The organism is Chitinophaga sp. CCNWYY40, assembly GCF_037483205.1.
In the GTDB taxonomy this organism is placed as follows: Bacteria; Bacteroidota; Bacteroidia; order Chitinophagales; family Chitinophagaceae; genus Chitinophaga; species Chitinophaga ginsengisegetis.
In genome coordinates, this window is the sequence record NZ_JBBHLF010000003.1 from 119,608 (window position 1) to 135,349 (window position 15,742).

Annotated in this window: 14 protein-coding genes; 3 read left to right on the top strand and 11 right to left on the bottom strand. The window is 48.3% G+C overall.

Going from position 1 to position 15,742, the window contains the following annotated elements; all coding sequences use genetic code 11:
* Positions 1-8 precede the first annotated feature (8 nt).
* From lpdA to V7S65_RS11175, 7 genes are all read right to left on the bottom strand, one after another.
* On the bottom strand, positions 9-1,415 hold the full coding sequence (lpdA, locus tag V7S65_RS11145; RefSeq protein ID WP_079473314.1) for a dihydrolipoyl dehydrogenase: 1,407 nt from the start codon (positions 1,413-1,415) through the stop codon (positions 9-11).
* 157 nt (positions 1,416-1,572) lie between these two features.
* Positions 1,573-2,232, bottom strand: coding sequence for a LolA family protein (locus V7S65_RS11150; protein WP_079473313.1), 660 nt, complete (start codon positions 2,230-2,232; stop codon positions 1,573-1,575).
* 132 nt (positions 2,233-2,364) lie between these two features.
* On the bottom strand, positions 2,365-4,998 hold the full coding sequence (locus tag V7S65_RS11155) for a DNA translocase FtsK (protein WP_336387093.1): 2,634 nt from the start codon (positions 4,996-4,998) through the stop codon (positions 2,365-2,367).
* 21 nt (positions 4,999-5,019) lie between these two features.
* A complete protein-coding gene (locus V7S65_RS11160) occupies positions 5,020-6,444 on the bottom strand; it encodes an alpha/beta hydrolase family protein (RefSeq protein ID WP_336387092.1) in 1,425 nt (474 codons plus the stop codon).
* Between the two features lie 13 nt (positions 6,445-6,457).
* Entirely contained in the window at positions 6,458-6,850 is a 393-nt protein-coding gene (locus tag V7S65_RS11165; protein WP_079473310.1) for a DUF423 domain-containing protein, read from the bottom strand.
* Between the two features lies 1 nt (position 6,851).
* On the bottom strand, positions 6,852-7,346 hold the full coding sequence (locus tag V7S65_RS11170; RefSeq protein WP_079473309.1) for a shikimate kinase: 495 nt from the start codon (positions 7,344-7,346) through the stop codon (positions 6,852-6,854).
* Between the two features lie 33 nt (positions 7,347-7,379).
* The gene (locus tag V7S65_RS11175) at positions 7,380-8,000 is read right to left on the bottom strand and encodes a 4'-phosphopantetheinyl transferase family protein (RefSeq protein WP_079473308.1); all 621 of its coding nucleotides are present in this window, start codon (positions 7,998-8,000) and stop codon (positions 7,380-7,382) included.
* Positions 8,001-8,124: 124 nt separating this feature from the next.
* Here V7S65_RS11175 and dcd point away from each other — a divergent pair, with 124 nt between their 5' ends.
* Positions 8,125-8,661 carry a dCTP deaminase gene (dcd, locus tag V7S65_RS11180; protein WP_079473307.1) on the top strand — a complete coding sequence of 179 codons (537 nt, stop codon included), beginning with the start codon at positions 8,125-8,127 and terminating at the stop codon, positions 8,659-8,661.
* 28 nt (positions 8,662-8,689) lie between these two features.
* On the opposite strand, the gene V7S65_RS11185 is transcribed toward dcd, so the two are convergent.
* On the bottom strand, positions 8,690-9,814 hold the full coding sequence (locus tag V7S65_RS11185) for an AAA family ATPase (protein ID WP_336387091.1): 1,125 nt from the start codon (positions 9,812-9,814) through the stop codon (positions 8,690-8,692).
* The gene (locus V7S65_RS11190) at positions 9,783-10,493 is read right to left on the bottom strand and encodes an RNA ligase family protein (RefSeq protein ID WP_336387090.1); all 711 of its coding nucleotides are present in this window, start codon (positions 10,491-10,493) and stop codon (positions 9,783-9,785) included. The genes V7S65_RS11185 and V7S65_RS11190 overlap by 32 nt, the downstream gene beginning before the upstream one ends.
* 198 nt (positions 10,494-10,691) lie before the next feature.
* On the opposite strand from V7S65_RS11190, the gene V7S65_RS11195 reads away from it, so the two are divergent.
* On the top strand, positions 10,692-12,452 hold the full coding sequence (locus V7S65_RS11195) for a DUF885 domain-containing protein (protein WP_336387089.1): 1,761 nt from the start codon (positions 10,692-10,694) through the stop codon (positions 12,450-12,452).
* Positions 12,453-12,509: 57 nt separating this feature from the next.
* Here V7S65_RS11195 and V7S65_RS11200 read toward each other — a convergent pair whose 3' ends face one another.
* Together V7S65_RS11200 and V7S65_RS11205 are read right to left on the bottom strand one after the other, a co-directional pair.
* Entirely contained in the window at positions 12,510-13,730 is a 1,221-nt protein-coding gene (locus tag V7S65_RS11200) for a DUF4272 domain-containing protein (protein WP_336387088.1), read from the bottom strand.
* Between the two features lie 81 nt (positions 13,731-13,811).
* The gene (locus tag V7S65_RS11205; RefSeq protein ID WP_079473302.1) at positions 13,812-14,666 is read right to left on the bottom strand and encodes a 3-keto-disaccharide hydrolase; all 855 of its coding nucleotides are present in this window, start codon (positions 14,664-14,666) and stop codon (positions 13,812-13,814) included.
* Between the two features lie 271 nt (positions 14,667-14,937).
* Here V7S65_RS11205 and V7S65_RS11210 point away from each other — a divergent pair, with 271 nt between their 5' ends.
* On the top strand, positions 14,938-15,669 hold the full coding sequence (locus V7S65_RS11210; RefSeq protein ID WP_079473301.1) for an SRPBCC family protein: 732 nt from the start codon (positions 14,938-14,940) through the stop codon (positions 15,667-15,669).
* Positions 15,670-15,742: the final 73 nt, after the last annotated feature.

Here is a 15,742-nt window from a genome sequence, read left to right on the forward strand (position 1 = left end):
AGATAAGACTACAGGTGAATTGCTTCGCCGTAAGCTACTTCTATGGCGTCTTTCACAGATTCGCTCATAGTTGGATGCGGGTGGATGGAATCCAGCACTTCCTGGTAAGTAGTTTCCAGTTTACGCGCTACTACTGTTTCTGCGATGATTTCAGTCACATTGGCGCCGATCATATGTGTGCCTAACCATTCGCCGTATTTGGCATCGAAGATCACTTTTACGAAACCTTCAGTTGCACCGGCTGCGGAAGCTTTACCGGAAGCAGAGAATGGGAATTTACCCACTTTCACTTCGTAACCGGCTTCTTTAGCTGCCTTTTCAGTATAACCTACAGAAGCAATTTCAGGTGCGCAATAAGTACAGCCCGGGATGTTCATGTAGTCGATTGGTTCTGGTTTGTGCGCATATTTCTTTTCGTTGTATGCGATAGCTTCCACGCAGATGATACCTTCTTTAGAGGCAACGTGTGCGAGTGCCTGACCTGGAACCATATCACCGATAGCGTAAACGCCGGGGATATTTGTCTGGTAATATTTATCTACCAGTACACGGCCCTTGTCGGTTTTGATACCCATTCCTTCCAGACCGATGTTTTCGATATTAGCAGCGATACCTACCGCGCTCAGTACCACATCTGCTTCCAGGGTGATTTCGCCGGTTTGGGTTTTCACTTTTGCTTTCACACCGTTACCACTTGCTTCAACAGCTTCTACAGAAGCGTTGGTCATGATTTCGATGCCTTTCTTTTTGTAGATTTTTTCCAGTTCTTTGGAGATGTCTTCATCTTCCACTGGTACGATGCGCGGGAGGAACTCAACGATGGTTACTTTAGTACCCAGGGTTGCGTAGAAATAGGCAAATTCAACGCCGATAGCACCGGAACCCACAACAATCATGGATTTAGGCTGCTGAGGGAGTGTCATTGCTTCACGGTAGCCGATTACATTTTTACCATCAATCTTCAGGTTTGGCAGTTCACGTGCACGTGCGCCGGTAGCCAGAATGATATGTTTTGCGTCGTGTACAGTGGCTTTACCGTCTTTATCGGTTACTTCCACCTGGCCTTTGGATTTTACCTTTCCATTGCCCATTAACACGTCGATCTTATTTTTCTTCATGAGGAACTGAACACCCCTGCTCATTTTATCAGCAACACCGCGACTACGCTTGATCACAGCATCAAAGTCCACTTTTGCATCACCGATCGTGATACCATAGTCTTTTGAGTGCTGTGTATATTCAAAAACCTGTGCAGTTTTTAACAAAGCCTTCGTTGGAATACAGCCCCAGTTTAAACAGATACCACCCAGACTCTCTCTTTCCACTACTGCAGTTTTAAATCCCAGCTGAGAAGCACGGATAGCAGCCACATATCCGCCGGGCCCACTACCAATTACGATTACGTCGTATGCCATATTGTTTAATTTTTAAATTGAACTTGCCAAAGGTAAATAAATAAGCAGAAAGCACAAAGCCTCTTGCAAAAAGCCACCGGAGCGGAGATTACGGGATGTTTTGCAACATTTACCGCTGTAATCTGCGCTCCGGTGGCTTTTATACTAAAATCTTATACTATCGGAGATCTACTACTTCCACGCCAGGATATTTTTTGGCGTCGAAGGTAAAGGTAGCATCGCTCAGGTTGGTATTAGGTGTGAAATTGGTGATTTCGTAAGTATAATGGTTACCATTCTTCTCAAACACCTTCATCTTTGCAATACTTTGGTTCTTCTTATCTACCGAAACAATCACCTTAAAAATAGTCTTCGATTTATCTGTAGGTGTCAGTTCCACGTTCTGGTATACTTTACCTTTTTCCTGGGTTTCTGCTTCCAGTTTGTACAAATAATCTTTATCGTAGAAGTTGGTGAACAGTTTGGCCGGTGTCATGGCGCCGCTGCTCTGATCCACGTTATTGATAGTTACTTCATTCACATCTTTGGCGTACGTCCAGGAAGTTTTGTTATCACTGATAATTTCCTGTCCGGGCAGCGTTACTTTATATTTAGCTCCCTTCAGGTAAACAGTACCTTTTTTGGAATCGGATACGCTGTTATTAGCGCCTTCTACTTTCAATATAAAATTAGCGACTACAGTTTTTAATGATTTGAATTTATTACTAACACCATCCAGAACGGTTTTTGCCTTTGGGTCTGACGCGCCCTTAGATTGTGCCATGCCGCTGAAAATGATACCACTCAACAACATTCCGGTTAATACAAATTTCTTCATCGTAGTTTTTTTTAGTTTGTGCTACCCAACAAAGACAAATGCCATGCCGGTATAGCCGTGTAGGTTTTTACAGGGTGCAAAATTCATTATATTTCCTGAGAAAGGGTAATAAATTCCAACCGCTTTAACATATTATAACAAATTATTAAGGATTTCATTCAGCTCGCTTTCTGTTTTCACCAGCACATCCCTGGCTTTGCTTCCCATATTGGGGCCTACTATATTGGCAGCCTCCAGCTGATCCATAAGGCGCCCGGCGCGGTTATACCCCAGCTTCATCCTGCGTTGCAGGAGGGAGGTGGATCCCTGCTGGGTGGTAACAATCACCTGTGCAGCCTCTTCAAACAGCGGGTCTCGGTCGGCGATGCTGAGTTCGCGGCCATCCGGATCCTTATCGTCTACATATTCCGGTAGCAGGAAAGCATCGGGGTAACCCTTCTGGTTACCAATGAATTCGGCCACATTTTCCACTTCCGGCGTATCCACAAAGGCGCACTGCAGGCGTACCAGTTCCCCGTTGAAGGAAACCAGCATATCCCCCTGTCCTATCAGCTGCTCGGCACCGCCGATATCCAGGATGGTGCGGGAATCTATTTTGGAAGACACCTTAAAGGCCACGCGGGCCGGGAAGTTTGCCTTGATGGTACCGGTAATAATGTTTACAGAAGGGCGCTGAGTGGCAATGATCAGGTGGATACCCACTGCACGGGCCAGCTGGGCCAAACGGGCAATCGGCATTTCCACTTCCTTACCGGCTGTCATGATCAGATCCGCAAACTCATCTACCACCAGCACGATGAACGGCAGGTAGCGGTGGCCTTTCAGCGGATTGAGACGGCGCTGGGTGAATTTACCATTGTACTCACGGATGTTACGGGTACCGGCCTCTTTGAGGAGGTCGTACCGCAGGTCCATCTCAATACACAGGGCATTGAGCGTGTGGATCACCTTTTTGGTATCGGTAATAATCGCATCATCTTCACCGGGTAATTTAGCCAGGAAGTGTTTCTCAATGAGCTTGTACAACGACAGCTCCACTTTTTTGGGATCTACCAATACAAACTTCAGCTGGGAAGGATGTTTTTTGTACAGCAATGATACCAGCAAAGTGTTGATACCAACGGATTTACCCTGACCGGTAGCACCCGCCATCAGCAGGTGGGGCATCTTGGCCAGATCGGCAATAAAGTTTTCGTTGTCGATCTTTTTACCAATGGCAATGGGCAGATCCATTGTGCTGGTCTGGAATTTCTCCGAGGCCAGCATATTTTTGAGAGATACGATGGTTTTCTTTACGTTGGGCACTTCAATACCAATCGTACCCTTGCCCGGAATAGGCGCAATGATACGGATACCGAGGGCCGACAGGCTTAACGCAATGTCATCTTCCAGGTTTTTAATACGGGAGATACGAACGCCGGCAGCCGGCACAATTTCGTACAGGGTGACGGTTGGTCCTACTGTGGCACTGATCTTCTGGATTGAAATATCATAGTTCTTGAGCGTATCAATGATCTGGTTCTTATTCTTTTCCAGTTCGGCAGTGTCCTGTACAATCACTTTATCAGCGTTGTGATTTTCCAGCAGATCCAGGGTCGGGAACTTATAATCTCTCAGATCCAGCGACGGATCGTAGGGATCCACGGGTTCCACCGGCCGGGTGGGCGCTATTTCTTCCACTTCATCTTCCTCGTCCTGGTAAGTGGGTTTTATTTCGAAGGCCACTTCTACCGGCTCCCCTTTCTTTTTGCTGACAGGGGCAAGCGGTTGTTCGGGCATTTCTTCTATATACAATAATGGTCCCGGGTCTTCCTCCTCCTCCTCTTCTTCTTCCTCAACAGGCGGCTCGTTTTCGTAAACCGGTTCGGGAGGTAAATAAGCTGCGTGGGCAGAAGGGATCACGGTGATGTCTTCTCTTTCTACCAGCTGCATCGGTGGCAGGTCTTCTTCGTCTTCTTCCGGTTCTGCATGTGGCGGAATCACCATTACGCCGCCTTCTTCGCGTAGACCATTTTTACGTGCGTCTTCTTTTGCAGTGGCAGCGGGTGTTGCCGCTGTTGTTTGCATCACGGGAGCTACCGGAGCTGCAGCGGGTACCGGTTTTGGCAATTTTATCTTTTTCTCCGGCCATTTGAAGTCGAAGTTAAATTTCCAGATGAGCCAGGAGAAGCCCACTACCAGTAGCAGCAAGGCGGTTCCTGTTTTACCTACAAAGCCGGTGGTCCATTTATTTAGGGCATCGCCCAGGGCGCCGCCCCAGGGGAAATCGCCGCCGCCAATGGCGAAGGCCATTGTCATGCTGATAAAGAGCACACCAAACAGGATATATTTTATACTGCGCCAGATACGGAATACCCGGCGGCCAACGATGAAATTTACACCGATGATAAAAAAGAAGTAGCAGAACAAATAGGCTGCGATACCTACGCCATAAAAGAAGAAGTTATGCGATACGTAAGCACCCAGGCGGCCGAGCAGGTTATCTACTTTTACATCTCCAAAAAATAATTCCCTGGTAGAATAATGGAAAATTTTATCCTGGTCATCTTCCCAGGTAAAAAGATAGGAAGTGAAAGCAATAAAGCAATAAACAGACAGCAAAAGAAAGAACACGCCCAGTACTTTGTGGGTGCGCTCATCTTTTACCAGCTCTTTTACCTTCACCTCAGGCTCCTTGTCTTTCTTCAATACATCCGGGTTCGGTGCGGGGCTTTTCGGTGGTTTCTTGCTTTCCGGTTTTTCGGTTTTCAGTTTATTCTTGGACATATTATAATTTCAGATTTGGGACTACCTGCCCTCCGACGGCGGCAACTGTAAGATCCAGTGTGCCATAAACTCGGGAACCAGGGGATCAATGGTTTGCTCCAGCTCACCGTATTCGCTCACATCACATGTTTTGCAGCGCTGAAACAAATGGTTTAACCCATCAAACTTACGGATTGTTGTGAGCAGATTACCATTTTCGTTCAATGCGCGTTCAATTTCTTTCAGATTGGTGGTGGCGTCCACCTGTATGTCTGCGGTGCCGTTGATAGCCATAACCGGGCATTTGATCTGTTTCAGGTATGTCAGCGGCTTATATCTTAATAACGAAATTGTTTCCCGACTCATATTGGCCCTCCGTATTAATTCATCTTCTGTTTGTCCTTTCTTAACGTCTTCACTTGAATTACGGTATATATTCCGGAGAATTTCCTGGGCCCGTGGCGTGATAGCGGCAATATTGCTGTCGCTTGCCAGGAGGTCCCAGTAAGGCTTCATGCGCACCTGGTCCGCCAGGATCAGGCTATCCGGTTTACCGGCCATTTTCCCTTTGGCGGCCGATTGCTGATCGATCAGTTCGCGGCCGCTTACGCCCACCCCTGCCATTGATATTACAAAAGCCACCCCTGGATTGTTTGCGGCCACTATCTGCGCTACGATAGCGCCTTCGCTGTGTCCGAGTACGCCGGTACGGGAGATATCCACATCCTTTCTTGCTTTCAGGTATTTCAGCGCGGTGAGCGCATCATGCGAAAAATCGTAGATATCGGATGTATCAAAATCGCCGGTAGAGGCGCCAAAGCCCCGGTCGTCGTAACGCAGGGTAGCGATGCCGTTACGGGCGAAATAATCGGCCAGCACCAGGAAAAGTTTATGCCCTGCAATTTCCTCGTTCCTGTCCTGCGGACCTGAGCCGGAAAGGAGCAACACCACGGGGTATTTGCCCTGGGCCGCCGGACGGGTGAACGTTCCGGCGAGTGTAACACTATCTTTTACATTATTAAACCTCACCTGTTCCGTATAATACGGGAAAGGCGGTTTTGGTTCCTGTGGTCTTTTGTATACCTCCCCGACGGTAATTTCTTTCCGCCCGAGGTTTGCATCACTTTGATCATCGCCCAGGCCGGTAATACCCCTGAACTGCTTTGCAGCCGGATCCCATACGCCGGTGAAGGCGAACCGCATTCCGTCGATACGCAGCAGCAGGGTATCCCTTCGATACACCACTGTTTCGATCTCAAACTGGTCGTTGTCCGACATTTCGGGTAGCTCAAGCGTTCCTTTATAGCCTGCGCCATCTTTCTCCAGGTTTACGATCATCCGGTATTTATCTCCGTAATAAAGTTTAAAGGTGCCGTACCATTTACCGGCAATATTTACATTATCCTGCGCCATTCCCACTGACCCGGTCAGTAAACTCACTATCAACACCCAAAAACCTCTGTACATATACGAGAATGCTTTATGCTTTTAATTTTAAAATCCCTGCCAGCAGGCAGATCCAGCCGGCAATAAAAAATACCCCTCCAATAGGCGTAATGATGCCGATTCCTTTCAAACCTACGCTGCCGGTGGTTTTGAGCATCGTGAGCAAATACAGCGAACCGGAAAACAGGATGATCCCGATAATGAAGCACCTGCCTGCCCAGATTAACTGGTTGCCGGGCACATGAGCAAATAAGATGCCGGTAGCGATTAATGCGAATACGTGATAGAACTGATAAGTAACGCCTGTCTGAAAAGTAGATACGGTTTCAGGGGGCACCAGCTCTTTCAGTTTATGCGCACCGAATGCGCCTAAAATTACTGCCAATGCGCCTAATACCGCCGCCCAAACTAAAAAACTCTTATGCATATCAGAAATTTTGCGTAAAGGTATCCAATGAAATATTATCAGATGTAATTATGTGCTTGGATTGCTGGTAAAAAGGGAGGCGTTCTGCCATTTTCTTCTCCACAAATCCGATCAGGTCTTCATCTTCCAGACCGGCAATCAGCGGCCGTTTGGATTTCTTGCGTTGCAGGCGTTCCACCATTGCTTCCACGGAAGGATTGATCCAGATGGTGGTGCCATGATCGTTCATAAAATCCATGTTCTCCTGGAAACAGGGCGTTCCGCCGCCGCAGGAGATAAGGAAGTTTTCCTGTTGGGATAATTCCCGGAGCAGCTGACTTTCCTTTTCACGGAAATAATCTTCGCCCTTGCTGGAAAAGATATCAGCGATGGCCATCTCCTCTGCTTCCACAATCACTTCATCCAGATCGTAGTAAGGCAGTTGCCAGTGATCCGCCAGTTGTTTACCCCAATAGGATTTTCCGGCACCCATAAAACCGAGTAAATAAATCTTCATAAATAACGCGACAGTGCTTAATAAATTCTTTCCTCACGCAGGATGAGTCCATGCCAGGCATAGGTCATTTTCCATAATATATTGCAAATATAACCGGGTATTTGTATCCTGTTTGTTAAAATCGGCAGTAATGAAACCGGCCTGTTGAAAAACAAAGGGATGCAATTTCATATTCTCCTTAAAATCAACACTTCCCCGGCCATACCATTTAAACATGGCTTCTTTGGCGCTCCAGCAGATTGTTTTATGCGACAGTTCATGTTTTGGGTCGATAAACGACCGTTCTGAAGGCGACAGGAACTTGTGGGACACCAGTTCTACTTTAGGTTTTACTTCTTCAATGTCTATGCCCACCGCTGCCTTGGTGCTTACGATAGCGGCTGCATAATCGCCACAATGTGAAATGGAAAAATGATAGCTATCACATGCCAGCACCGGTTTACGGGTATGGGTAACCGTAATTTCCTGAATGGGGAATTCCGGGAAAAGCGTTACCAGCAGGTACCTGCCCGCAAAATGCTGTAAGCGTTTATGCGGATGGTGAATAGCCCGGCTGATGCTTACCTTCTCCTGGAAAAAGTTCTCCGTTTCTGTTATCTTCCATACACCCAGCTTCGTTTCCGGATCAATTTGTATCGTTCGTATTAATGGCATATCTTGCCAAATTAAAGCAAAAAAGCAGAAAAAACAGCTTTTGGCAGCAGGTCTTTCACTAAATGCCAACAGCTGAAAACTAAAAGCTAACAATACAGCTCACTAAAACTAAACGAACCTAAGCATGATTCTGTCAGACAAACGGATATTGGAGGAAATTGAAAAAGGCACTATCGTTATTGCTCCCTATGACCGGAAATACCTGGGTACCAATTCTTATGACGTGCACCTGGGTAAATACCTGGCCACCTACAAAGACCGTGTACTGGATGCGCGCAAACACAATGAAATTGATCATTTTGAAATTCCGGAGGAAGGGTTTGTGTTACAACCCGGCACCCTTTACCTCGGCGTAACAGAAGAGTATACCGAAACGCATGCACATGTGCCATTCCTGGAAGGCAAGTCCAGCACGGGCCGCCTCGGGATCGACATCCACGCTACCGCCGGTAAAGGCGATGTAGGATTCTGCAACACCTGGACCCTGGAAATTTCCTGTGCACAACCTGTACGCATATACGCAGGCATGCCCATTGGTCAGCTGATCTACTTTGTGGTAGAAGGCGAAGTAGAAACACTCTATAATAAAAAAGGAAATGCCAAATATAATGGTCGCACCATTAAACCGGTGGAGAGCATGATGTGGCGGAATGAATTCTAAATAAGAAGCAGTCAGCAGCAGCCAATGGCTAACTGCTGACTGCTATTTTCAACTCATGCGCTTCTGCACTGGTAGGCACTTCCAGTTTCCTGATCAACCGCTCCATTGCTGCCGCCGGCACCACTTCTTCCCGCTGCCGGTTTTGCTGTAACAGCTTCGCTGCCGGCACTTCCACATACACAATAGTTACCGCTGCTTCATACGTTGTAAAAAGACTGATCAACTGTTCCCTCATTTGCCGGGTGATGTTGGTGGCATTCCATACAAAGGATTTTTTTTCCCGGAGATAGATCCTGGCTTGTTCCTTCGCGGCCTGGATCACTACGCCATTGCCACTTTTATCAGTAGGGCTTATTTTCATGGTTTGCCGGATATGATCCAGGGAGATGACCGGCAGTTGTTTATAATGCCGCTGTATGTACGTGTCTTTCCCGGCGCCCGGCAGTCCGCTCATCAGTATGACCGGCGTTTGCGGCGTTTCAAACGGCACATAGTCCGGCGAGCTGCCGGTTTTGAACAGGTATTCCATGCGCGCCTGCGGTGTGGCAAACGGGCGTGGTTGTCCCCAGCAATTATTTTCCCTGCACAATTCTTCGAAGCAATCCAGCCGGTAGAGCAGGTCTGCCTGATCGGTACAGATACGGCCGAGCGCATCGGCACGGGCCAGCAACGCCAGCAGCCGGGTGTTTACTTCCAGGCTGGCGGTGATCAGTGCTTTCTGCGGATCGGGCTTTTCAAAGATCCACAACGGCAGGCCGTGGTACCTCACCAGTTTGGCGATCTGTTCGCGGACGAGGAAGGGCGTAGGTACTTCCCTGTAAAGGATTTGCCGGGCACGCGCTTCCCCTTTGCGGGCATGGCCCGCGGACGTGATGCGTCCATCCGGTTCAATAACCGTAGTGCTGTACTTCTCCACGTCGTGCAGCAGTGCGGCCGCCCACAACAGTTCCTGATCGGCCGGCGGCAACTCCCGGTAAGCAGGTAGTTGCTGCAAGGCAGCCAGCACCATCTGCGTATGTACGGCCACGTTACCTTCTGCATGGTGCCGCGCGTCCTGCGGAACTTCCCGCATTACGCGCACCCATTCAAATGTATGTTCCAGGTGGGACCAGTCTTTATTTTCACTGAGCTGCCACATAGTTACCTCCTTCATTATTTAACCTTGCACGGCGCCAATGGCGGGTCCAGTGCTGGTCTGTTTTCACATGTCCTTTGCGGACATACTTAAACACGTTTTCTGCAAAATCGCTCACCGCATAGCCGTTGACGTTACGGGATACAATGCCTTCCATTGTTGCCGGCTGACCGGTATGCACATCATGCGGATCAAAGGCGCCGGGACCGTTGACCAGCCCCAGTATATCACGCTCAAACTCCTGGCGTGTAGCCGGCGGCGTTATACGCTTCACTTCCGGTACTACCGGCAGGTCCAGCATCGCTGCATAGAATTGGGTTTCCTCCCAACTAAGCCACCGCTGGCCTTCCCGGATACCGAATATATAAAAGTGATGATCCAGGTTGCGGTATTCAATAGAATGTACCGCGTAGAGATTTTCGAGGAAGATCTCCAGATCGCCCAGGTCATTCTTTATGCTTTGCCAGTAACGGCGGATGCTTTCTGTCCACGGCGAGGTAGTGGGCGCTGCGTGTGAGCGCGCAAACACCCCATACCGGGATAAGCAGTTATTTTCTCCGTCCAGCTTTTCCGTATGGATCAACACCGGGATCTGCTGCAGCGAATGCCAGTATTCGTATTGAATACGGTCGTCGCTCGTAGTGCCGGGTGAAAACGGATAATGCCAGGTACGGCCATATTTCCGGGAAATTGCCATGTCATCAGGGTTTAAATTAAACAATAGTTTCACAGGCCGGTTCCGGGATGGAACGGCGAAAGGAATAAATTAATATGCCTGTGACATTACATGGCGCAAGTGTTTGCAGTTTTTAATTAAGTACGCCGCAAAAGTAAAGAAAATAATTAAATAGTATATTACACAGGCTTTTGAAAACAACAACAATCATCTTCTGCAATGAAAAAACTCCTTCTTTGCGCAACCGCCGCAGCTGCCCTGGCAGCCTGTAACAACGGCAACAGCAGCAACCAAACTAACGGTACCGACAGTACGCTGAATCATGCTTTCAACGCATACCAGGCACGTTTTATTGACGCCCTCTGGAAAGAAAACCCCGACTGGGCCACCGGTGTAGGCTATCATAAATATGACTCGGTGCTGGTAGTACCGGATAGCACCGCAGCCGCAGCGCGACTCGCATTTGCGCAACAACAACTGGATTCACTTAAATCCTATGATCTTACTGCGCTGAATGACGCCAATAAAATTGATTACCAGCTGATACAGAACTACCTGGAATCAGTGCAATGGGGTATTAAGGAGCAGAAGAGCAACGAATGGGATCCATCTTCCTATAACGTTAGTAACACGTTTGCCTTTATCTTAAATGAAAACTACGCACCGCTGGAAACCAGGCTGCGCAGCTTTGGCAGCAGGTTGCAGAATATCCCGGCTTATTACGAAGCCGCAAAAAAGCAGATCAAAGATCCGGTAGCGGAACTTACTTTGCTGGCCATAGATCAGAACAATGGCGGCTTATCGGTATTTGAAAAAGACTTTGCAGATTCACTGAAGAAAACCGGTATCCCTGCAGCAGAGCAGGCCACCATGCTGGCCAGCGCCAAAACCGCCGCCAAAGCGATCCGCGATTACGCCGCATGGCTAAAGGCATTGAAGCCCGGGCATCCACGCAGTTTCCGTTTAGGCAAAGCGTTGTACGATCAGAAGTTTAAATTTGATATCCAGTCATCTTTTACCGCTGCACAGATCTATGATTCCGCGATAGCGCGTAAAGCATTTGTGCATGGTGAAATGACAAAGATCAGCCGCCAATTGTGGCCGAAATATTTTGGCAATACACCCATGCCATCTGATTCGCTGGAGCTGATAGGCCGCATGATCGATACGCTTTCTGTGAAGCATGTAAAGCCGGAGGAATTCCAGTCGGCCATAGAAAAGCAGCTGCCTTCGCTGATTGCGTTTATCAAGGAAAAAGACCTGTTGTATATTGATCCGTCCAAGCCGTTGGTGGTGCGTAAAGAACCGGCTTATATGGCAGGTGTGGCAGGTGCTTCCATCAGTGCGCCCGGCCCCTATGATAAAGGCGGCAACACCTATTACAACGTGGGCAGCCTGGAAGGATGGCCAAAAGATAAAGCAGAAAGTTATTTGCGTGAATACAATCAGTATATCCTCCAGATCCTGGATATTCATGAAGCGATTCCGGGTCATTACACCCAGCTGGTGTATGCCAATCAATCACCCAGCCTGATTAAATCGCTCATGAGCAATGGCGCCATGATTGAAGGATGGGCCGTATATACGGAGCAGATGATGCTGGAAAACGGTTATGGCAACAACGAGCCGGAAATGTGGCTGATGTGGTACAAGTGGAACCTGCGTACAGTATGCAATACCATCCTGGATTACAGTGTACATGTGAAAGATATGAGTAAGGAAGATGCCATTCATTTGCTGACCAAAGAAGCGTTCCAGCAAGCCGCAGAAGCGGAAGGAAAATGGAAGCGGGTGAGCGTATCCAGCGTGCAGCTGACCAGCTATTTCACTGGTTACAAAGAGATCATTGATCTCCGGGAGGCTTACAAACAGCAGCAGGGCAAGGATTACAGCCTGAAAGCATTTAATGAGAAGTTCCTCAGTTACGGCAGTGCGCCGGTGAAGTATATCAGGCAGCTGATGATTACTTCAGGTAAATAATATCGTAATAAAATAAAAGCGCCGCGGAGATAATGTCTCCGCGGCGCTTTTATTTTATCAGGTATCGCAGGTAACATCATCCCAGTATTGGTTCCTGTAGTTGGTGAGCCAGTTGAGGGCATAATGTCTTTCATATACAATTCCGGGATGCAGCGGTTCCTTTTCTCCTTTTATGCGTGCGTCTACACAGGCCCAGTTGGCGCGGTAATAGAGGTCGTTGGCATCGAGTATTTCTGTAGCGCTGCGCAATTCGGTGGCGCCGGCGAGGAATGCGGCGGGATCAGAGGCGGGGCCCCGGAAGGGGAAAGCTTCTTCCGGCACCATGTCGAGGTTGCAGAGTGCGTCCATTTCCCCGAGGGAGGGTACTTTTTTTAATGCCCACAGCAATACCCATATGTCTTCACACTTCCAGGTTTCCCGTGTTTTTGCGTCTTCCTGCGGATCTTCCAGGAAAGCTCTTTCGGCGGGTGTGGTTTTATCCCAGAGCTGATGTTGTTGCAGGTAGCTGATTACTGCGGGGCTTTCGAGGTATCCGAAGGCCACAGTGTTTACGGCGGCGAGTACGGCTACCCTTTCGGCCGTTTCTGCTGCGGTGCGCAGTACTACTTCGTTTTCATCCCTGATAACAGGAAGGTTGGCGGTTGTTTTCACCTGCATTTCCTGCAGGAGCTGTATGTTCCGTTGTTTTCTTTCTGTTGCTGCGGAGGAAGGCGCGTCCTGGCTATCGAAATACCGTGCGTTGATATTTACCGTGAGATTGGTAGCGGTGGAATGACCGTTTACATCGAGCAGCAGTGCGCCGGTTTTATCCCAGAAGCCTTGTACTTCGGTGTTGAAAATGAAGTTATTTTCGCAGAAGAAGATACCATCCAGTTCGTCGGCCAGGTCCATGATAGCGGCACGAAGGTCGCCGTTGAATGAAGGGTTGGCGAGGATAACGATTTCGGTATTAAGTGTGGCCACTTTTGCGAGTAATAGCTCCTTCAGGGCGGGGTTGTCTGCCGGCAGTTGTTGTACAAAGCCGTACATGCCGATCAGGTTGGTGGTTACCGGGTCATCGCTGCGTACCAGCTGGTAGCCGGGTGTGGCGCGCTGGCGGTAGTTGATGGTGAGGGTATGGCCTTTTCGCAGCAGTTTTTTTCCTGATGTGATGGTCAGTTGTTCCCAACGGTTTGCCGGTCCGTTTACTTTTACTGCCTGTTCTCCAAAATGCGCCCTCATACGGGTCAGCACTTTCTCCATTTCCACTTCGTGCGTATAGAGCGTACAATTTTCCATGCTATTTCTTTCGAGGGGGCAAAGGTAGCCTAAAGCGGTTAAAGATGGTACCGGATTTTCCACCCCGCCCCCGTCATCATGCTATTTTGCTTTTTTCGCTCCCGGCCGGTTCTGCAGCAGGTGGAGGATTTTATTCAGCTTAACCGGGTCGTTGATGTAGGGAGACAGGTCGAACAGTTCTACTTTCCGGAAGGCCACCGGGTGGCTTTCGCTTTGCAGGGAAATGGAACCTTCGGACAGCAGTTTACCTTCCTGCAGCAGCCCCGGTTTAGGGTGCGACACGTTGCCGCCGCCCATCTGCGGCTTATTGTATACAATAACGGTATCCCCTTCTACAATGTGTTTGATAACGGAGTCGCGCAGTACGAGGGCTTCCGCGCGTACCCATACATCACCATGATAGGTTTTGGAGGTGGAGCTGATGCAATGGTCTTTAATGAGTTTTCCATTCATCACCACGTTGGTGCCGGGTGTGCAGAGGTTTGCTGTAGAGCGGGGGTCTTTACCATTGCCGCCCAGCAGCTGTTCTTCCAGTGAAATGGGGAAGTCCTGGTCTTTGGTCATACTGGCAGCAGTTTGTCCGTGCAGCATGATGCCGCTGTTACGGAAGGCCCAACCCGGGCCGCCTTTCACCTGGTCGCCGGTAAATTTATATTCCACTACCACCAGGTAGGCGGAAAAATTCTTTTTATAGAAGATGTGTCCGTATTGTTCCCTGAATTCATCATAGTTTTCGTAGCTCACTTTCAGCATGCCGCTGTCTACCCGGAAGGTATTTCCAAAATTATCATTCAGGTCATGCCCGGTTATTTTAATGTCCCAGTCTTTCAGATCCTTGCCATTAAAGAGTTTCAGCCATTTGTTGGGGGCTATTTCCTTCTGTGCCGAGCTTTGGAGGCCGGCCAGCAGTAATAACGCGGTCAGTACTTTTTTCATGTAGTCTTTTATTTACCGGGTTAAGATAACCCATCGCGGAGAGAAATGCAAGATACGGTTGGCATATAATTGGTGAAGACTATAGCTTCCTACCGGTAAAGTATATATGTTTCCCCTTGTGAGCGGTAGTGTGTAAGAAATTACGCACCGTATCTGATGTGCCACAGGAACATGGTGGGCGTCATCATATCTATTTTATTAAATATCAACAACTTAACTCATTCCCAACAAAAGTGCAGGGTTTTAGCTGTAGGTTCCCCAAACTGTATATATGAGTTCCTTAACACAACAACTTAATCTTCAAGATCCACAACAACCAAAAGCAGGGTCCTTATATGATAGCTCTAATATCATCAATGTTACACCCGAAGGCAGAATTGTTTCCATTTTTACCGGTGCCTGGTTGCTCGGCAGTGCCATCAGCAAAGTAGATAAATCGCCTGTATCAAGCCTTTTTAAACTCCTGGGAGCTGGTTACCTGTTATACAGAGGTATCAGTGGCAACGACCTGGTGAATGGATTTCTGGGCAGGCGGAAACCGGACAAACATACTGCGTCTGTAAATATCAGGACTACTATCTCTATTGACAATCCGAAGGAGGAGGTATATTATTTCTGGCGTCAGCTGAATAACCTGCCGGTGTTTATGAAGCATTTGCAGTCGGTGGAAGAAACGGATCCTTTCCATTCGCATTGGGTGGTAAAGGGGCCTGGCGGCATTGGTACATTGGAATGGGATGCTGAAATTGTAAAGGAGGTACCGGGAGAATTGATTGGCTGGAGATCATTACCGGGATCCTCTATTGCTACCGCGGGCAGGGTTACTTTCCGGGAAACCTTTAACGGAGGAACGGAAATTGATGTGATGATCACTTACCGGCCACCGGCCGGATATGTAGGCTCAGGGCTGGCCTGGCTGTTAAATCCTGCATTTGAAAATATGCTGGTAAAAGATATCAAACGTTTCAAAAATTATATGGAAACCGGCGAAATCCTGAAGTAAGATTTACACAATAAAAAAGCGGAGATAATGAACCATCTGTTTGTTATCTCCGCTTTTTTTTATGTAAACTATC